We start from the raw sequence: 18,123 nt of genomic DNA on the forward strand, positions 1-18,123 counted from the left end.
ATCAGACCGGTTCGTCGAGATAGAGGCGCATAACCGCGCATGCATCGAGCTCGCTGTGGCCGCGGGCGACCATCAGGCGGAAGAGCGACGCGGCCTGGGAGGCCATGGGGGTGGGCGCCTTCACCTCCTTGGCGAGATCATGGACCATGTCGAGGTCCTTGAGCACTTGGCGGACATAGCCGCGCGGCGCGAAGTCTCGGTCGACCAGCCGCGGCGTCACGTCCTTGAGAAGGTTACTGCCGGCATGACCGGTGGCCAGCGCCTCCGGAATCTTCGCGACATCGATGCCGCATTTCTCGCCCAGCCTTATGGCTTCGGCGATTACGCAGTAGTTGGTCAATACCAGCACCTGGTTGATCAGCTTGGTGATCTGACCGGCGCCTACGTCGCCCATAGGCGTGAATTTCGCCGCGAGTTTTGCCATCACCAGCTCGACCTGCCTGATGGCTTCGGCGTCGCCGCCGGCCATGATTGCGAGCGAGCCGGATGCGGCGGCCCCCGGGCCGCCGGACACCGGCGCATCCACCCATTTCATGCCCGAGCGCTTCAACAGGTCGGCGGCGAATTGCTTCGTGGCCTCGACCTCGGTGGTCGAGTGATCGACGAGCACCTTGCCTGTACCGGAGGCCTCGACGATTCCGCCGCTGCCGAACACTGCTTCCCGTACCGCATTCGTCGAGGTGACGCAGACAAGCACGATATCGCTGGCCGCGGCCACGGCGGCGGGTGAGGCGGCCGGTGCGACACCATGGGCGGCTGCGGCCTTCACCTTTTCGGCGGCGATGTCGTAGCCGGTAACCTTGAAGCCGCTCTCTGCTAGGCGCCGAGTGAAGCCCTGACCCATCAGGCCAAGACCGATGAAGCCGATCGCGGGCTGTGTCGTCATAGGATTCTCTCCGTGGCGCGTATCATTCTAGAGCTCACCGACACCCAGCACGTTGCGCACCCGTTCCCAGGTGCGCTCGAGATGGAAGCGCAGCACGCGGCCGAGGGCCGGGCCGTCGCGCTTGAGCAGGGCGGCGATCATCTTTTCGTGGTCGTCGGCCGCGTCGTGCCACTGCGTGTCGTGATCGTTGCCGAGGTAGCGGATGCGTTTGATGCGCGCCTGCAGGGTCTCATGCATCGTCTGCAGGGTCGGGTTGTCGGCCAGGCGCACGAAGGCGCTGTGGATCGCCTGGTTGAGCTTGAAATACTCCATGCGGTTGCGGGCCGTGTAGTGCTCCATCATCCGCTGGTGCATCTCGTGGATGGCGGCAATATCGGCCTCGCTGGCATTGGCGCAGGCGAGCTCGCCCGCCAGGGCCTCGAGCTGGCCCAGGACGCGCAACATGTCGCGCATGTCCTTGGGCGTTACCTCGCGCACGATCGCGCCGCGGTTGGGCGAGAGGTCGACCAGGCCCTCGGTGGCGAGCACCTTGAGCGCCTCACGCAGCGGCGTACGCGAGATGCCGAGCTGCTCGCAGAGCCGGCCTTCGTGGATGCGGGTGCCGAAGCTGAACTGGCCCTCGACGATCATATCGCGCACCCGGCTGACCACCTCGTCGTGCAGGCTCGCACGCCGTATGGGCACGATCTCGGCGGTCGGCAGGGACTCGGGGTGGCTGGCCATCATCCCTACGCTACTTCAAAAGATTGGGAACCCACAGCGAGACCTCAGGCACCAGCGTAATGATGGCCAGCGTCAGCAACAGGGGCGGATAGAAGGGGATCATCGCCTTGAGGATATCGCGCATCGGCACCTTGGCGATGTCGCTCATCAGGAAAAGCGACAAGCCCATGGGCGGCGTCACTAGGCCGATCATCAGGTTGAAGATGAAGATCAGGCCAAGTTGAATCGGATCGACGCCGGCGGCGACGATGGGCGGGCAGAGGATGGGAACAAGGAGCAGCGTCGCCGTGGTGCTATCGATGAACATGCCGGCGATCAGCAGAATAACGTTGAGGATCAACAACAGGACCAGTGGGTCGCTGCTGATGCCGGTGATCCAGCCGCTGAACCATTGCGGTACCTGCTCGACCGCGAGGATCCAGCCGAACATCGCGGCGACCGCCACGATGGCCATGATCGCCGCCGTCCCTTTGATGGTGTCGATGGCGGCCAGATATATATGGTGCAGGTCGAACTCGCCGTAGCAGGCGCTGATTACGAGGATGTAGACGACGGTGACCGCCGCGGCCTCGGTGGGCGTGAAGTAGCCGAGCAGCATACCGCCGATCAGCAGCACCGGCGTGAACAGAGCGGGAGAGGCGGGGACGAAGTCGCGCCATACCTCGCCGATCGTCGGCCAGCGCGCCGCACGCGGGTGATTTTGGATGATGCCGACGATGGCCACGGTGATCGAGAGCATGAGGACACAGATCAGCGCCGGGCCGATGCCGGCGAGCAGAAGCTGTACGCTCGAGACGCTGGCGACGGAGGCATAGATGATCAGCGGGATGCTCGGCGGAAAGATCGGGCCGACGATGGCCGTGGCGCAGGTGACGGCCGAGGCGTAGGCCGGCTTGAAGCCGTGCTCCTTCATCGCCTTGATCTCGACCCGGCCAAGGCCGCCGACATCGGCCAGAGCGGCGCCCGACATGCCGGAGAAGATCAGGCTGCCGGCGACGTTGACTTGGGCGAGGCCGCCGGGCAGGCGGCCGAACGCCGTATCGGCGAATTTGTAGATACGCGTGGTGATGCCCGACGAGTTCATCAGGGCACCGACGAAGATGAAGATCGGCACCGCCATCAGCGGGAAGGAGTCGAGAGCGTAGACCGTGCGCTGGCCGACCATGGCCAGCGGGATGCCCTCCCACAGCACATAGATGATCGAGGGCACCAGCACGGCGACGACCACCGGGAACCCGAAGACGAAGAGTACGACGAAGGTCGCGATGACGAGAACGGTGGCGTCCATGGCGGCCTCTTAGACGATCCGCGGTGCGGCGGCGTCGTCCCGGCCACGGGCGACCCGCCAGGCCTGCAGGACGAATTCGAGAGCGCCCAGCGCCAGCCCGAATATGGCCGGTGCGTTGAACAGCCAGAACGGGATGCCGAGGGTCGGCGTTGAGCTGCCCATGGTAATGCGCACCGACGCGTAGATGGCGACGACCACGACGCCGAAGGCGGTGCCGGAGACAATGGCGACAATCACCCGCAGAACCTGCGAAGCCGAGAGCGGGATGATGCCGTGAATTTCGTCCATGCGGATATGGCCGCCTTCGCGGTTGACCAGCGGGATGCCGACGAAGGTGACGACGATCATGAAGTAGCGCGCCAATTCCTCCATACCGACGAAGGGCGCGCCGAACTCGCGCAGCACGATCTGGCTGGCAGGCAGCACGACGATGGCGGCCAGCGCGAAGCAGCCGATCACGACGCAGGCGCTTCGGATGTAGTGGAGGATCATGGCGGAGCTCGTGAAGCGGAGAATTATAAACGGTCTCGCGGGCGGCGGATCCGGCCGCTCGTCATGCCGGCGAGGGCCGGCATGACGAGCGGCTCTGCGGCCTGCGTTACTGGATGGCCTGGATCTTCTGGATGTGGCCTGTCCAGTTAGGGAAGTCCTTCGCCATCTGCGCGCCGACGGCGGTACGGAACGCGTTGATGTTGAGGCCGTCCTTGGCCTCGATGATGGTCACGTTTTTGGAGCGCAGGAAGTCCTGATCCTTCTTCACGCCTTCCTCCGCCCATTGCAGCGAGCGCGCCGCCATCTCGGTGGCCGCTTCCTCGAACAGGCCGCGGTCGCGCGCCGGCAGGCGCTGCCAAACGGCTTCGTTGATGAACAGAGCCAGCACCGATTCCATATGGCTGGTCATCATGATGAAGGGCTGCACCTCGTAGAAGCGCTGGGCGATGATGTTGTTGAGCGGGTTCTCCTGCCCGTCGACCACGCCGGTGGACAGCGCCGTCATGAGCTCGGTGATCTCGACCGGTGTGGGGATGGCGCCCATGCCGCCGAGCATGGTGTTCCACAGCTTGATGGGGACGCCGCGGATCTTGCGGCCCTTGAGATCGTCGGGGCTCTTCACCGGGAACTTGGCCGAGAGCTGGCGCGCCCCGCGATAGAAATTGCCGACGATGCGCATGCCACCCTTTTCGACGAGCTGCTTGTTGATGTCCTGCAGCACCGGCGAGGTTTTGGCATCGGTCGCCTTCATCGCGTGACCGGCATCACGGTAGATGAACGGCGAATTGAACACGCCGACATCCTCGACGATGCGGTCGAGGGAGGCGAAGTCATGATGTGCCATGGCGATCGAGCCGATGCGCACCCCGTTGACCATCTCACTAAGGTTGCCGAGCTGTGAGCCGGGGAACACGCGGATGTCGACGCGGCCTTCCGTCTTTTGCTTGACCAGCGCCGCTAGCTCGGTGGCGTAGCGGGTCTGCGACTCACCTTCTGCGCCGACATGGGCATAGCGCAGAACGGTTTGTGCTGAGCCAGTGCCGGCCATGGTCAGGGTGCCGATGGCAACCGCACAGGCGGCGAGCATCGGCATGAGCGATTTCATCGATGTCACGGCGTTTCTCCCTTTTTTTCGGCGCGCCATTGAGGCGTCGCGATCCAAACTTTGCCCTTTCTAAATTCTGAATGCAACATTCAGGATGACTTATCCCGGCCGTCTGAGGCATAAAGGGCGTCATACGGAGGAAACATGAGCGACGTTCTGACTGCGCGTGTCGGTCTGGTAATGGGCGATCCCTGCGGCATTAGCCCGGAGCTGATGGCCCGGCTGCTCGCCATGCCGGAGACAGCGGATCAGGCCGCCATCCTGGTGATCGGTGACCGCCGTGTCCTGGCCGAAGGCGAGAGGATCGCCAAGGTCTCGCTGAATCTGCCGGTGGTGAAGCGTGCCGAGGATGCGCGGCTCGCTTTGGGCCAGCCCGTGTTTCTCGATCTCGGCCACCTCGATCCCGCCGCCATCACGCTGCAGAAGGCCTCGGCGGAAGGCGGCGGTTTCGCCATGACCAATTTCAAGCACGGTCTCGACCTGGCCAAGCGCGGCCTCGTCGATGCGCTGTGCTTCACGCCGTTCAACAAGACGGCCCTGCGCCTCGCCGGCAACCCTTACGAGGACGAGCTGCAACTCGCCGCCGACGTGCTCGCGCATAAGGGCACTTACGGCGAGTTCAACGTGCTGGAGAAGATCTGGAACGCGCGCGTCACCTCGCACGTGCCGCTGGTCAAAGTGAGTTCGCTGATTACCGTGGACCGTATCCTCGAGGCGCTGCGCCTGACGCATAACGCGATGCAGGCGGCGGGCTTCGCCCGGCCGCGCATCGCCGTGGCGGCGCTCAACCCGCATGCCGGCGACGGCGGCAATTTCGGGCGCGAGGAGATCGATGTGATCGCGCCCGCGGTCGAGAAGGCCAAAGCGATGCAACTTGCCGTCGAGGGGCCGTTCCCGTCGGATACGGTCTATCTGCGGGCGCGTGACGGCAAGTTCGACGCCGTGCTCAGCATGTTCCACGACCAGGGGCAAATCGCCATCAAGCTGATGGGCTTCGACAAAGGCGTGACGGTGCTCGGTGGCCTGCCGATCCCGATCTGCACGCCGGCCCACGGCACGGCCTACGAGATCGCCGGCCAGGGTATCGCCAACCCCGAGGCGACGCGTCAGGCCTTCCGCATTGCCTGCCGCATGGGCTCCGCAAGGCGCGCCAAGGCGGCCTAGGGCAGATTCCGATTTCGTCGATGCGTTCCGGCGGCGCTGAAGTCGCTGGCGCATGCGTCGGGCCGTTTATTGCAACGGCGTCACAGGACTGGCGCGCCGAGGCTCCGCAGTCGCCTTCGCTGTTCCTTCGAGAAGGCTTGGTATTGCAGTTCGATCGCTCTCGTTCGTCGGACTATCGGCGCTTCGGTTTCGACTAATCGTTATTAAGGGATTCGAACCAATTGCAGGAGTGAGACTCCCGCGGATAACGGTTCCGTGCAATGGGTTGCGCCGCAATAGTAATGACCTAAGGCTCATAACCTGAAGTTCACAGGTTCAAATCCCATTCCTACAACTAAAGTTTCTAATATAAAATAATGACTTATCGGGATTTCCTTATCTCCAGAATTCTTTGGCTGACAAATTCTATAAGCTTTCTGGAAGCACTTGACGTGCAATCCAGCCCCACAATTGACGAGATTCTTGACTGGCTAGATATAAAAATTGCGGTACGCTTCTTGGGCAATTTCTTTAGGAGCGGTGGTGTTTTCGATTCTCCATATTTCAGATCTTCATCGCTCTCCCGATGATCCAATCACTAACGCGGAATTAATTAGCGCGCTAATTCGCGATCAAGAGCGATATTCAAACGAAGAGCCAAAAATTACGCCTCCTCAGGCGATCATCGTGAGCGGCGACATCGTCCAGGGTGTCTTAACAAACGAAACACAACCAGAAGAAAAGCTAAAAGCGCAATACAGAACCGCAATTGAGTTTTTGGACAAAATCGCCAGGCACTTCGTTGGGGGAGACCGGTCAAAGGTAGTAATTGTTCCAGGTAATCATGACGTGGACTGGAACACAGCGCGAGCATCTATGTCGCTCGTTGAGTCGGCAGAAATGCCTACGAATTTGCAAAAGGCGCTGTTTAAAGACGATTCAAAATACCGTTGGGATTGGAAGCAGCGTGAACTCTATAAAATTTCAGATTTTGAGATATACAGAAGACGGTTTGCCGCATACCGAAACTTTATTGCAGAATTCTATCGTGATGTACCTGGTCTCCTAAGGGTCGACGCCAATTCTGACGTCAATCTATTTGAGCTTTTTGGTGGACGAATCACGGTTGCTGCCTTCAATTCCTGCGAAGATAACGACTGCTTTGCTTTTCATGGAGCGATACGAAAAGAGCTTATAGCCCAAACAGATCTGGCTCTAGCCGAAATATCCCCAAACCACGAGCTTCGCATTGCTGTTTGGCACCATGGCATCGAAGGTCCGCCATACAGTACTGACTATATGGACGTCGATATTGTGCGCGGGATGATTGGGCGCGGATTTAGGCTGGGCCTCTTTGGCCACCAACATAAAGCGCAATCTTCGCCTTACTCAATTAATCTTCCAGACGAAGAAATGATGGTGATCGTTAGCGCCGGATCCCTTTGTGCCGGGCGTGAGGCATTGCCTACGGGACAAAAGCGTCAATACAATATAATTGAGCTATCTGACAACCTAAGCGAAGCTAGAATTCACGTCCGAGAAATGCACGAGGCAAACCTATTTGGCAGGGCGCTTATTCCGAGTTGGGGTGGACGAAGCTATACAAAGTTAAAATGGAAGTTGCCATCAAACGCTGCAGGAAAACCAATAAAAGCAAACGAGCAGCGAAGGCGCGTTAAAGTGATCGAGGCAGAGGTCGCTTCAAAACGAGGCGATCTGGCTACCGCGCTAAATCTCCTCTCTGAGCTGCAAGCACCAGAAGGATACGAACGTTCGTTGCTTTTGGAAATTGCAGTGAATGCGAAAGCATGGAACGTGATTGTTCAGAGGTTTTCCGTTCCTGAAAGCATTGCTGAATTAATCACCCTTGTGCAGGCGTTGATTAGACTGGGGCGATACGACCAAGCCCAGTCGGACCTTGATAAATACGGCGGTCAATTGCAACTCCCTGCGCCGCTTGTCGCAGAACAGCGTGCGCAAATAGCTACTGAGAAGAGGTTACGGCAATGAGCTCCGGCCCCACGAAAATACCATTTTCTATCGACGTCACCCGAATGATCGAGTTGCTGGCGGCTCAAATCTATCCGTCGCCTTTTGCGCTCTTGCGAGAGAATACCCAAAATTCGTTCGATGCAATTTTACTCCGAAAGCATTTAGGGCAGGCATTCGAGCCAGCTATCAACATTACTATCACTCCAGAGAAAATCTCCATTTCAGATAATGGAGTTGGGATGACTAGTGACGAGCTCAAAAACCACTATTGGCGAGCAGGATCGAGTAGCAAAAACAATCCTAACGCCAAGGCCGCAGGCGTAGTTGGAACCTTTGGGATTGGTGCAATGGCAAATTTCGGCATTGCAGAAAATTTAATAGTCGAATCAGAAAGCGCGGTTAACCCACAAAGGACACGATGTGTTGCAAATCGAGCGACCCTGTCCGTCACTCAGGACTGCATAGAAACAATCTTTGAGGCGCCAACTGGTAGTCCCGGTACTACCGTGACTGCGCTTCTACAGCCGGGAAAATCGGTTAATGTTGACCAGGCCAAATCGTATATCTCAGAGTTTGTGGCGTACGTCCCTATTGCGGTGACGGTCAACGGTGCTTTGGTAAGCCAGCGCCCGTTTCAAGATGTTGTGCCTCAACTATCCTCCAGTTGGACCCACACTGAAGGTGGAGTCGATCTAGGAAACGCCGTCAATGCAAGAGTTGATCTCCATGTAGCAGCCAACGGCGAAGTTCGATTGGTTTTAACAGAGTTTCAGGTTGCAGGGCAAAAACTCGAAGGAAGGATGGAGTTAAGGCAGGGGATCGGTGCGCTCCGAACCTTTCGAAGCTTATTTGGACTAGCAACGGTATCCCTAAACTCCGCTTATCAACTAGGCGGCGCCGCTGACTTTCTCTTCTTGCAGCCGACAGCTGGACGTGAGGCGCTGACATCGGAAAGTATGCAGCGCTTGCAAGAGATAATCACTGGAATAGATAACTTCATCTCCGTCAAATTTTCAGGTCGGCCAGAAAGTAATTCGAATACAAACTTCATGACATGGGTGACCCAACGTGGGGCGTATAATTTCTGCGATCACTTGGTCATGAGGGTCGAACCAAATGATCAAAATATTAAGCTGGTAGATTTAAAGGCGATGTCGGCCACAAAACCCTTACTAATCTATGCTGGCACTGATCCAGAGTTTATTAAACACGCTTCAGAGGATCAGCCACTTGTAATCCTCAGTCGATCCAACCCGCGGCGCCAATGTGAGCATGAATACTTACGAAAATACTGCAAAATTGATGAACTAAAAGATGAGCCCAGTGTGCTTGAGTCGATAAGCCAAGCAACTTCCGCTCAGAATGCACTCGGCTATCGTATTTCCAGTATTCTCTCGACTGATTACTTTCTGGAAACGCAGATCAGATTTGGGAAGATCTCTCATGCGCTTCCTGTGCTAGTAACTAAGAGAGTCGAGCCCGTTGAAATTTTTCTTGATCCATCGAGTCCATCAGTTCAACAGCTCTTGGCTCTCTTCGATCGGGAATACGAAGCATTTGGGAATATGGCCAAAGACTTTGTAAGAAACATCATATTCTCTCGAGTGTCAGATCTAGTACCTAGCGCGACTAGGCAGGGTGCCGAAGCCTTTCTAAAAACGATCCAAAGAAGTCGCGAGGTATTCGAGATTGAGGCTGGCGATCACGACAGCTTGACGTCAATTTGGACTGACTATTACGAAGGGAAATTGTCGATCGATGAGGCGGCTCGACGATCGAGTTTAGTTGCCCACCAAGCTGTCCAGGTAATTGATACAAGTGCTGCTGGCAGCGTGCGTGATGTTGTCCCCGGTGTCATTGAAAATGAGCAATCACTCGGTAACGCCGGCGAACAAGGCCGCGAGTATGTAGCATTGCCACCAATCGAGCGTCGCGATATCCCGACGGAAAAGAAGCTACTCACAATAACTGATCAAGAACCGGATCTTCGAGGGTTTCGCTGCTTTTTGGCAATTACAGAAAGAGTTCGAGAGGAAAAAGGACACTTCTTTTTGCAGCCGCACCGAACATCAATAGTTTGGGGCGGTCAAAAAGTATTGTTCATTTTTGAACATCATTCCGGCGAGTTTGGATTGTACTATGATATTCAGGCGTCGAATGTAATCGGAGAGCAGCCTGGCGGCGGCGCCGTAAAAACGTGCACAATCGTAATGAAGAATAAGATATTTGTTCCGATTCCAGAGAAAATACGTCCGGCGTTCACGCCGACGAGCGCTGAGAAAAGGCGCCTGGAAATACGATGCGAAATCCTCTACACCACACGTTAAATCGATCGATATCGAAGATTAAATTGGCCGACGGCCTAGACAATTCGTTTTTTGGGAGCGCTAGCCCGTTCAACTTCGGCGAACGAATAGATTTTCCATTGTTTCAGTCGCCAATGCTAGAAACATTGCCGGGTAATCCTCGGCAAGGGCTCGTGCGCGATCTGCTGAAATTTTTGACGCAACTTGACGACTTTTGCTTTTTGGGGGGGCGTGCACGTGACCCCGTCACTTCCAATTTCAGTGCTGGCATCGTGAAGAATCACCGTTAAAAGTCATCAGCGCTTCATGCGAGGCGTGTACCTTGGTACGTTTTTTTAATATGTAACGCACTGCTGCGCGTTCCCGCATTCCAGTAAAGTGTTCGTCGTTTTGAATGGAGAATTCGCGCAGCTTTTGTCCAATCCGCATCGTAATACTTCTTACTTGGCTGCCCTGTTTTTGGAACACGCAGTTAAGCTAACCGCATCTTCGCTTCAAACGCTTCGACCTCCTGTTGCTCGCGTTCGGCGTCGCGCCAGAGATGGCCGTAGACGTCGAGCGTCATGGTCACCGAGCCGTGACCGAGGCGCATCTGGACTTGCTTGGGGTTGAGGCCCAGTTCGATCAGTTGGCTCGCATAGATGTGCCGCAGCAGATGGAACGTCCATTTGCGACAGCTTGGATCGGCCTTCGGGCCGGAAAGGCCCAGGCGCTTGAGCGTCGGCCGCCAGTTGCGATGTTCGAAGTTGCTGAGGTCCATTACCGCGCCCGTCTCGGTCGGGAACACGAGCGGGCTGTCGAGGTTTGGGCGTAGCGGCAGCCAGCGGCGGAGCAGGGCGGCGAGCTCCGGCCCGATCGGGATCGTCCGCCGCCCGTTGCGCGACTTCGGCGGCCCGATCCGCTTCCATTGATCGGCGCGCTGCGTCACCTCGACCTGTGCTGGCGTGCGATCGAGCTTCAAGTCGGTGACGCGCAAGCCGCGTATCTCCGATGCGCGCATACCCGTACCGATCGCCACGCGGACCAGCATGAAAGCGCGCGACGGTGGCGCGCCTGCCGCTACGTCTGCCGCGCCGAACGCCTCGAGCAACCGGCGTATATCGGCCTTCGGCGGAATATCGATCCGCGCTTGGTCGCGACCGGCGCGTTTGAAGCGCACGGTCTTCGCAGGATCGTCCAGCCGCCATTCGCGTTCGACCGCATAGGCCATCACGGCGCGCGCCGTGACGAACACCGCCTTGGCGAGGGCGGGGCTCAACTTGGCCAGCAGCCGCTCCTGCAATTCGTGGAAATGGACGCGGCGGAGTGCACGGACATCCTCCTCGCCGATCAACGGTTCGAGATGGAGGCGAAGATGGCGGTCGTAGGTGCGCCAGGTGCTCGGCTCGCGGCCCAACTTGATCCGGCTCTGAATGAACTCCAGGGCCGCGTCCGTAAAGCGGATGATTTCGCCGCCGGATCCGGTCGGGGCAGGGGCGACGCCCAGCTCGACCGTCGCGTGGAACCGCTTGGCTTCGGGTTGGGTTATGAACTGGCGGCGCGACCGCTTTCCGGCCTTGTCCCGCCACTCGACGAGCCAGCGTTCGCTCGTCGATCCGTCGATGTTTTGCCAACGGATCTTGCAGATGGTCGCCATGGTTTGGAGCCCTCGATTTGAGTGGGGACGAGGGCGCTGACCGAGGAATCGCGATGTCCGTTTTGGGGGTATTTTGGGGGTAGCTTTGGGGGTAAGTGTTCCCAAAATGGTCCAAATTTACCGCGCGACCGTTCCACCTGACGAAACACGATGAACCAGCATTCGCGCACGGCAATCGCCGCGCACGTTCTGGATCATTCATGTTTTTCAGGTGGTTAATCGGGTGTCCGAAGCGCTCCAGCGGAGCCAATCCGGACGGCCGATTTGGTAGCAGCGGAGGGATTTGAACCCCCGACCAAGGGATTATGATTCCCCTGCTCTACCACTGAGCTACGCTGCCGCCGAAATCGATCCTTACGGGTCGTGGTGTCCCGTAAGGCCGGGTCATGTAGCCCACCTCGGGGCGGAAGGCAAGCTTGCGGGAAGGGGCCCGTCTTGCCAGGGTGGCCGGGCATGAACGTCTTGTTCGTCCATCAGAATTTCCCGGGCCAATACCTGCATTTGGCCCCCGAATTGGCGCGGCGCGGGCACCGCACGATGGCGCTGGCGATCGAGCGCGGCGGGCAGGCGGGCGACACGATGGTCCGCCGCTATGCGCCCCAGCGCGGCACGACACTGGCGGCCCACCCCTGGAGCCAGGATTTCGAAACAAAAATCCTGCGCGGCGAGGCGTGCGCGCGCGCGGCCCTCGACCTCGCGCGCGAAGGCTTCGTGCCCGACGTGATCTGCGCCAATCCCGGCTGGGGCGAATCGCTGTTCCTGAAAGACGCGCTGCCGGCGGCGAAGCTGCATCTCTATCTCGAATTCTTCTATCGCGCCGAGGGCGGCGATTTCGGCTTCGATCCCGAATTTCCGCATCCGGAATTCGACGGGCCCGCGCGCCTTCGCGCGCGCTCGGCCGCGCAGCTGCTCGCCCTCGACGCGATGGACGGCGCGGTGGCGCCCACCGCCTGGCAGCGCGAGCGTTTCCCGGACGTTTATCGGCCGCGTATCGAAACCTGTTTCGACGGGATCGACGTCGATCGTGTCGTCGCCGATCCGGGCGCCGTGCTGGAGATTGCGGGGCGCCGCTTCGCCGCCGGGCAAAAGATCGTCACCTTTGTGAATCGCAATCTTGAGCCCTATCGCGGCTATCACGTCTTCATGCGCGCCTTGCCGCACTTGCTGGCGAAAGTGCCGGATGCGCAGGTGCTGATCGTCGGCGGCGATGGCGTCAGCTACGGCATCAAGCCGCCGGACGGCATCAGCTATAAGGACCGCTATCTCGCCGAAATGCGCGATCAACTCGATTTGAGCCGCGTGCATTTCCTCGGCCGCGTGCCCTACGACACCTATTTGAAGGTGCTGCAGGTCTCGGCGGCGCATGTGTATTTGACCTATCCGTTCGCGCTGTCCTGGTCGTTGCTGGAAGCGATGGCCGCCGAATGCGCAATCGTCGCCTCGCGCACCGGGCCGGTGCCCGAGGCGATCGAGGACGGCAAGTCGGGCGTGCTGGTCGATTTTTTCGATCGCGACGGCTTGGCCGATGCGGTGGCGGCGGTGCTGGAGAAACCCGCCGCCTATCGGGCGATGCGCACGCGCGCGCGCGCGAAGGTGCTCCGCGATTACGCGCTGGCCGCGTGCGTCAAGCATCACGCGGATTTGGTCGAGCGTTATTGAGCGGCTTTCGGCGCGTCTTTGCAGATCAGCGCATGCGCGATGCGCCCGACGGAGCCGTCGGGCTCCATGCCGAAGCGCACTTCGCGCTCCTCGCGCGAAATGGCGAGATTTTCGCCCGCCTCGTCCTCGTACATCAGCACGCGAATACCCGCGTTCTCGCCCGACGCGCAGTCGAAATGCGCGAGCGCTTGCATCGACGCGACGCGCGAATTGCCGGCCTGGATCGGCGCTTTGTAAACGACGCGGATCCACGCCGTGTGCATTTGCCCCGCCGACCGCATGCCCGCGATATCGACGAACACGGGATTGCCGCTTGCGGTTTCGCCCGCACTCGTCCATTCGGCCGCGCGCGCCGGTGCGGCCGCGGCGATCGTCGCGGCGAACAGCATCGATAGGGCGGCGGCAAAACGCATGCGAACTCCCCCCGGGGCCAAACGGCATAGCATAGGCGGGCCGGATTTGGCACGTGCAGGCTTGCGCGCGAAGATGGCGAAAACACGGCACGGTCATGGTACTTTGCCGCGTCCCGATTCAGCCGCGTGAGAAAAAATATGACCGACGCCGCCAACGCCCAACTGCCGGTGCTTTATTCGAAGCCGATCCCGGTGGATCGCGTCGCGCATGCGGGCAAATTCTATGCAGCCCCGACAAATTTGCGTTTCGCGCGCGCCGCGTCCTTCGTGCCGCTGGGCATGGCGGAGATGGCCTTCGCCGCGCGGCATTATCCGATCGTGTTCCCCGCCAACGCGCAAGGCGGCCCGCTCGCCGTGTTGGGGCTGGAGAACGCGCATAATCTGTTCGTGACGCCCGAAGGATTTTGGGCGGACGACCATTACATCCCGGCCTATATCCGCCGCTACCCCTTCATCTTCACCCAAGCGCCGGACGGGCAGTTCGTGCTGTGCCTTGAAGCCGGGGCCAATGCCATCGCCGACACGGGCGACAAGCCGTTCTTCGAAGCGGACGGCAAGGCCGGGAAAGTGATCGACGACGCGCTGCGCTTCTCGGGCGATTTCCATGCCCAACACGATTTCGCCGTGGCGTTCGTGAAGGCGCTGGCCGAACAGAATCTGCTGATGGACAACAACGCCAAGGCGCAATTGCCCGGCGGCAAGGATTTGACGCTGCAAGGCTTCCGCACCGTCGATCCCGTGAAATTCGACACGCTGCCCGACGATATCTATCTCGACTGGCGCAAGAAGGGCTGGATCGCGGCGGTGCATTGCCATTTGATTTCGCTCGGCCATTGGCAAACGCTCGCCAATCGCGCCGCCCGCGAAATCGCGGCGAAGAAATCCGCCTAGACCAGCGCGCGTTCCAAGACCCGCGCGACGTGAACGGCCGCGCGCCCGCCGAGATCCGCGATTTGGTGGCGGCACGACGTGCCGTCGGCGACGATCAGCGTATCGTCGCCCGCCTTGCGGATCGCCGGCAGCAACGACGCTTCCGCCATCGCCTTCGACGCGTCGAGATTTTTGGGCTCGTAGCCGAACGCGCCGGCCATACCGCAGCACGACGATTCGATCAAACTGGCCGCCATGCCCGGGATCAGCTTGAGGGCGTCGAGCGTGGCGTTGGCGGCCCCGAACGCCTTCTGATGGCAATGGCCGTGGACGAGCGCTTTGGTCTCCGGCAGCGATTTGAAGATCGGCTTCAAGCGCCCGGCCTTGGCTTCACGCGCGAGGAATTCCTCGAACAGCATCGCCGATGCGCCGATCTTCGCGGAATCCGCCCCCGGCAGCAGCGACGATAGCTCGTCCTTCAGCGCGAACAGGCAGGACGGCTCCAAGCCGACGATGGGAATGCCCCGTTCGGCGAAGGGTAGCATCGCGTGGATCAAGCGTTGCGCCTCGCGCTTACCTTCATCGACCAAGCCCGCCGACAGGAAGGTGCGTCCGCAGCACAAGGGCCGCCCGCCATCGTTCGCGGTCGGCACATGCACCTTGTAGCCGGCGGCTTCGAGCACGCTTATCGCGGCGCGCGCATTCTCCGGCTCGAACCACGTATTGAACGTGTCGGCGAAGAAGGCGATTTCGGCGTCTTGCGCTTGCGCCTCGCGCGCGCGGAACGGTTTCGCGGCCCAACGCGGCAGGCTGCGCGACGCGGCGAAGCCGGTCAGTGTTTCCGATAGGCGGGCGAGGGCGGGGATCTTGTCGCGTAGTGCAAGCAGGGGCCCCAGTTTCGAGGCGATCGACGCATAGCGCGGCAGATAGCCGACCAACTTGTCGAAGAGCGTATGGCCGTGGCGCGTCTTGTAGTGATGCAGGAACTCGACCTTCATCTTCGCCATGTCCACGCCGGTCGGGCATTCGCGCTTGCAACCCTTGCAACCGACGCACAGGCGCATCGTTTCGTACATCGCGTCGGAGGTCAGCGCATCCGCGCCCAACTGGCCGGAGATGGCCAGGCGCAGCGTGTTGGCGCGCCCGCGCGTCAGGTCTTTTTCCTGCCGCGTCACGCGATAGCTGGGGCACATCGTGCCGGCGTCGAATTTCCGGCAATGGCCGTTGTTGTTGCACATCTCGACCGCACCGGCGAAGCCGCCCCAATCCGACCAGTCGAGCACGGTCGGGATCGCGTCGGTCTTGTAGCCGGGCTTGAAGCGGAACAGCGTGCGGTCGTCCTGGCGCGGCGGTTCGACGATCTTGCCGGGGTTCATCACGCCCTTGGGATCGAACAGCTTCTTGATCTCGCCGAAGGCGCCGGTCAGTCGCGGCCCGAAGAAGGGCGCGATCCATTGCGAACGCACCAAGCCGTCGCCATGCTCGCCGGAATACGCACCCTTGTATTCGCGCACCAAAGCGGCGGCTTCCTCGGCGATCGCCGCCATTTTCGCGGCTCCGTCCTGCTTCATGTTGAGGATCGGGCGCACATGCAGGCAGCCGACCGAGGCGTGGGCGTACCACGTCCCCTTGGTGCCGTGCTTGTGGAACACCTCGGTCAGGCGCGAGGTGTAGTCTGCGAGGTGTTCGAGCGGCACCGCGCAATCCTCGATGAACGAGACGGGTTTGCCGTCGCCCTTCATCGACATCATGATGTTGAGGCCGGCTTTGCGGACTTCCCACACGTCCTTCTGAAGGGCCGCGTCGGGAATCTCGACGACCGAACCCGGCAGGCCCAGATCGGCCATCAGCGTGACGAGGTCCTTCAATTTCCGGACCTGCGTGTCCTTGTCCTCGCCCGCGAACTCGACCAGCAGGATCGCGTCGGGCTCGCTCTTCAGGAATTTCGCGACGATGCCGGCATAGGCGGGGATCGAGCGCGACAGATCGATCATCGTGCGATCGACCAACTCGACCGCGACGGGGCCGAGCTTGACGATATGCTGCGTCGTCTCCATCGCTTGGCGGAACTGCGGATAGTGCACGACGCCGAGCGTCTTGTGCTTGGGCAGCGGCGAGAGCTTCAGTTTGAGCGCGCGCGAATAGGCGAGCGTGCCTTCCGAGCCGACCAGAAGATGGGCGAGGTTGTGGCCCGTGGACTTGACGGTTTCGAGATTATAGCCGCCCACGCGGCGCAGCAGCTTGGGGTAACGCGCTTCGATCTCGTCCGCTTCGCGTTCGGCGATGGCGCGGATCGCGCGCACGATATCGACGAAGCGCGAAGGGCCGCTCAGCCCTTCGAGATTGCCGCCCACGGGCCCGAAATGCGCTTGCGTGCCGTCGGCGAGCAGCGCGTCGATGCCCAGCACATTATGCACCATGTTGCCGTAGGCGATGGAGCGCGAGCCGCAGGAATTGTTTCCCGCCATGCCGCCGATCGTCGCCTGGGCCGAGGTCGAAACGTCGACCGGAAACCATTGCCCGGTGGATTTGAGCTGCGCGTTCAAATGATCGAGCACGATGCCGGGCTCGACGGTCGCAACGTCGCCCTCGACCGACAGCAGCTTGTTGAGGTGCTTCGAATTGTCGATGACCAGCGCCGCGCCGACCGTCTGGCCGCATTGCGACGTGCCGCCGCCGCGCGGGAGGACGGGCACGCCCATCTCCGCCGCGATCTGGATGGCGATGCGCGCGGCTTCGGCATTGCGCGGGATCACCACACCGACCGGATCAATCTGATAGATCGACGCGTCGGTCGCGTAGCGGCCGCGATCGAAGGCGCCGAACAGCACGTCGCCCTCGACTTCGCGTTTCAGGCGCGTTTCGAGATCGGAAGCAAGCGGGGCGTCGAGCGGCATATTTCTTCCCTCGGTTTTATCTTCTTAGTCGTAGGCTTCGGCTGTACCCGCGAAGGCGGCGAGAACGGATTGGCGCTTGCCGGCGAGATGCGCTTCCAAGATCGCCCGCAACGCCGCGCCGTCGCGCGCATCCAAAGCGGCGATCATGCGCTCGTGTTCCTCGACCGCCTTGGCCCAGCGCTCGGGCGTGAGGTTCGCGGCGTAGCGCACGCGTTTGACGCGCGCGTTCAACCGCTCGAACGTTTCGACAAGAACGGGGTTCGCGGCCGCCGCGGCGATGTGCCGGTGAATTTCTTGGTTCGCGCGGAAATAAGCGGCGCGGTCGCCGCGCGCGTGATGGGCGCGCATTTCGAAATGCAGCGCCTTGATCTCGGCGAGTTGTGCCGCGTCGATGCGCCGGGCGGCGAGTTCGCCCGCGAGGCCTTCGAGGGCCGCCAGCAACTCGAACGTCGCTTCGATGTCGGCGCGGTCCAGCGGGGCGACGACGGCGCCGCGATTGGGCTCGTGCCGCACCAGACCTTCGCTCGCCAACATGCGCAAGGCCTCGCGCAACGGCGTGCGCGACACGCCCAGGCGTTCGCCCAAGGCGCGTTCGCTGAGCCGTGCGCCCGGCGGCAATTCGCCGTCCAGGATCATCTGGCGCAACGCATCCACCGCCTTGGCGGGCAACGTGACGGGAAGGGAGGAATCGTCCGGCATTCCTTATTGGTATA

Annotated in this window: 14 protein-coding genes and 1 tRNA gene; 5 read left to right on the forward strand and 10 right to left on the reverse strand. The window is 60.4% G+C overall.

The genetic code is table 11. The features are described from left to right. Position 1: 1 nt before the first annotated feature. From J0H39_07415 to J0H39_07435, 5 genes are all read right to left on the reverse strand, one after another. Positions 2-886 (reverse strand): NAD(P)-dependent oxidoreductase, encoded by an 885-nt coding sequence (locus J0H39_07415; protein ID MBN9496567.1) that lies wholly within the window; start codon positions 884-886, stop codon positions 2-4. A gap of 27 nt (positions 887-913) precedes the next feature. Then, positions 914-1,612, reverse strand: a complete 699-nt coding sequence (locus J0H39_07420) for a GntR family transcriptional regulator (protein MBN9496568.1) — start codon at positions 1,610-1,612, stop codon at positions 914-916. Between the two features lie 7 nt (positions 1,613-1,619). Continuing rightward, positions 1,620-2,897, reverse strand: a complete 1,278-nt coding sequence (locus J0H39_07425) for a TRAP transporter large permease (GenBank protein MBN9496569.1) — start codon at positions 2,895-2,897, stop codon at positions 1,620-1,622. 9 nt (positions 2,898-2,906) lie between these two features. Next, positions 2,907-3,389, reverse strand: coding sequence for a TRAP transporter small permease subunit (locus tag J0H39_07430; protein ID MBN9496570.1), 483 nt, complete (start codon positions 3,387-3,389; stop codon positions 2,907-2,909). A gap of 106 nt (positions 3,390-3,495) precedes the next feature. Continuing rightward, positions 3,496-4,494 carry a TRAP transporter substrate-binding protein gene (locus J0H39_07435; protein MBN9496571.1) on the reverse strand — a complete coding sequence of 333 codons (999 nt, stop codon included), beginning with the start codon at positions 4,492-4,494 and terminating at the stop codon, positions 3,496-3,498. Between the two features lie 144 nt (positions 4,495-4,638). Between J0H39_07435 and J0H39_07440 the strand changes: the two genes are divergently transcribed. From J0H39_07440 to J0H39_07450, 3 genes are all read left to right on the forward strand, one after another. Then, complete coding sequence (locus J0H39_07440) at positions 4,639-5,658, forward strand: 4-hydroxythreonine-4-phosphate dehydrogenase PdxA (protein MBN9496572.1); 1,020 nt, start codon at positions 4,639-4,641, stop codon at positions 5,656-5,658. A gap of 522 nt (positions 5,659-6,180) precedes the next feature. Next, positions 6,181-7,647: a metallophosphoesterase gene (locus J0H39_07445; GenBank protein ID MBN9496573.1), complete on the forward strand. Its 1,467-nt coding sequence runs from the start codon at positions 6,181-6,183 to the stop codon at positions 7,645-7,647. After that, the gene (locus tag J0H39_07450) at positions 7,644-9,956 is read left to right on the forward strand and encodes an ATP-binding protein (GenBank protein MBN9496574.1); all 2,313 of its coding nucleotides are present in this window, start codon (positions 7,644-7,646) and stop codon (positions 9,954-9,956) included. The genes J0H39_07445 and J0H39_07450 overlap by 4 nt, the downstream gene beginning before the upstream one ends. A 451-nt stretch (positions 9,957-10,407) precedes the next feature. Here the strand turns inward: J0H39_07450 and J0H39_07455 are convergent, their stop codons facing one another. Further along, a complete protein-coding gene (locus J0H39_07455) occupies positions 10,408-11,571 on the reverse strand; it encodes a site-specific integrase (protein MBN9496575.1) in 1,164 nt (387 codons plus the stop codon). 265 nt (positions 11,572-11,836) lie between these two features. Then, positions 11,837-11,911 (reverse strand) — tRNA-Met (locus tag J0H39_07460). 113 nt (positions 11,912-12,024) lie between these two features. Between J0H39_07460 and J0H39_07465 the strand changes: the two genes are divergently transcribed. Next, positions 12,025-13,230, forward strand: a complete 1,206-nt coding sequence (locus tag J0H39_07465; GenBank protein MBN9496576.1) for a glycosyltransferase — start codon at positions 12,025-12,027, stop codon at positions 13,228-13,230. Here the strand turns inward: J0H39_07465 and J0H39_07470 are convergent. Then, entirely contained in the window at positions 13,224-13,643 is a 420-nt protein-coding gene (locus J0H39_07470; protein ID MBN9496577.1) for a hypothetical protein, read from the reverse strand. The genes J0H39_07465 and J0H39_07470 overlap by 7 nt on opposite strands. 138 nt (positions 13,644-13,781) lie before the next feature. Here J0H39_07470 and J0H39_07475 point away from each other — a divergent pair, with 138 nt between their 5' ends. Further along, on the forward strand, positions 13,782-14,534 hold the full coding sequence (locus tag J0H39_07475; protein ID MBN9496578.1) for a SapC family protein: 753 nt from the start codon (positions 13,782-13,784) through the stop codon (positions 14,532-14,534). Here J0H39_07475 and J0H39_07480 read toward each other — a convergent pair. After that, positions 14,531-17,410, reverse strand: coding sequence for an FAD-binding protein (locus J0H39_07480; protein MBN9496579.1), 2,880 nt, complete (start codon positions 17,408-17,410; stop codon positions 14,531-14,533). The genes J0H39_07475 and J0H39_07480 overlap by 4 nt on opposite strands. A 24-nt stretch (positions 17,411-17,434) precedes the next feature. Then, the gene (locus tag J0H39_07485) at positions 17,435-18,109 is read right to left on the reverse strand and encodes a GntR family transcriptional regulator (GenBank protein MBN9496580.1); all 675 of its coding nucleotides are present in this window, start codon (positions 18,107-18,109) and stop codon (positions 17,435-17,437) included. Positions 18,110-18,123 lie beyond the last annotated feature (14 nt).

This window comes from Alphaproteobacteria bacterium, from assembly GCA_017308135.1.
Classification (GTDB): Bacteria; Pseudomonadota; Alphaproteobacteria; order CACIAM-22H2; family CACIAM-22H2; genus Tagaea.

Excerpts from the sequence above, each read along its gene's own strand:
- J0H39_07435 (MBN9496571.1), bottom strand. The coding sequence starts at position 4,494 with ATGAAATCGCTCATGCCGATGCTCGCCGCCTGTGCGGTTGCCATCGGC.
- J0H39_07485 (MBN9496580.1), bottom strand. The coding sequence starts at position 18,109 with ATGCCGGACGATTCCTCCCTTCCCGTCACGTTGCCCGCCAAGGCGGTG.
- J0H39_07425 (MBN9496569.1), bottom strand. The coding sequence starts at position 2,897 with ATGGACGCCACCGTTCTCGTCATCGCGACCTTCGTCGTACTCTTCGTC.
- J0H39_07450 (MBN9496574.1), top strand. The coding sequence starts at position 7,644 with ATGAGCTCCGGCCCCACGAAAATACCATTTTCTATCGACGTCACCCGA.
- J0H39_07475 (MBN9496578.1), top strand. The coding sequence starts at position 13,782 with ATGACCGACGCCGCCAACGCCCAACTGCCGGTGCTTTATTCGAAGCCG.
- J0H39_07480 (MBN9496579.1), bottom strand. The coding sequence starts at position 17,410 with ATGCCGCTCGACGCCCCGCTTGCTTCCGATCTCGAAACGCGCCTGAAA.
- J0H39_07455 (MBN9496575.1), bottom strand. The coding sequence starts at position 11,571 with ATGGCGACCATCTGCAAGATCCGTTGGCAAAACATCGACGGATCGACG.
- J0H39_07465 (MBN9496576.1), top strand. The coding sequence starts at position 12,025 with ATGAACGTCTTGTTCGTCCATCAGAATTTCCCGGGCCAATACCTGCAT.
- J0H39_07415 (MBN9496567.1), bottom strand. The coding sequence starts at position 886 with ATGACGACACAGCCCGCGATCGGCTTCATCGGTCTTGGCCTGATGGGT.
- J0H39_07430 (MBN9496570.1), bottom strand. The coding sequence starts at position 3,389 with ATGATCCTCCACTACATCCGAAGCGCCTGCGTCGTGATCGGCTGCTTC.
- J0H39_07470 (MBN9496577.1), bottom strand. The coding sequence starts at position 13,643 with ATGCGTTTTGCCGCCGCCCTATCGATGCTGTTCGCCGCGACGATCGCC.
- J0H39_07420 (MBN9496568.1), bottom strand. The coding sequence starts at position 1,612 with ATGATGGCCAGCCACCCCGAGTCCCTGCCGACCGCCGAGATCGTGCCC.
- J0H39_07440 (MBN9496572.1), top strand. The coding sequence starts at position 4,639 with ATGAGCGACGTTCTGACTGCGCGTGTCGGTCTGGTAATGGGCGATCCC.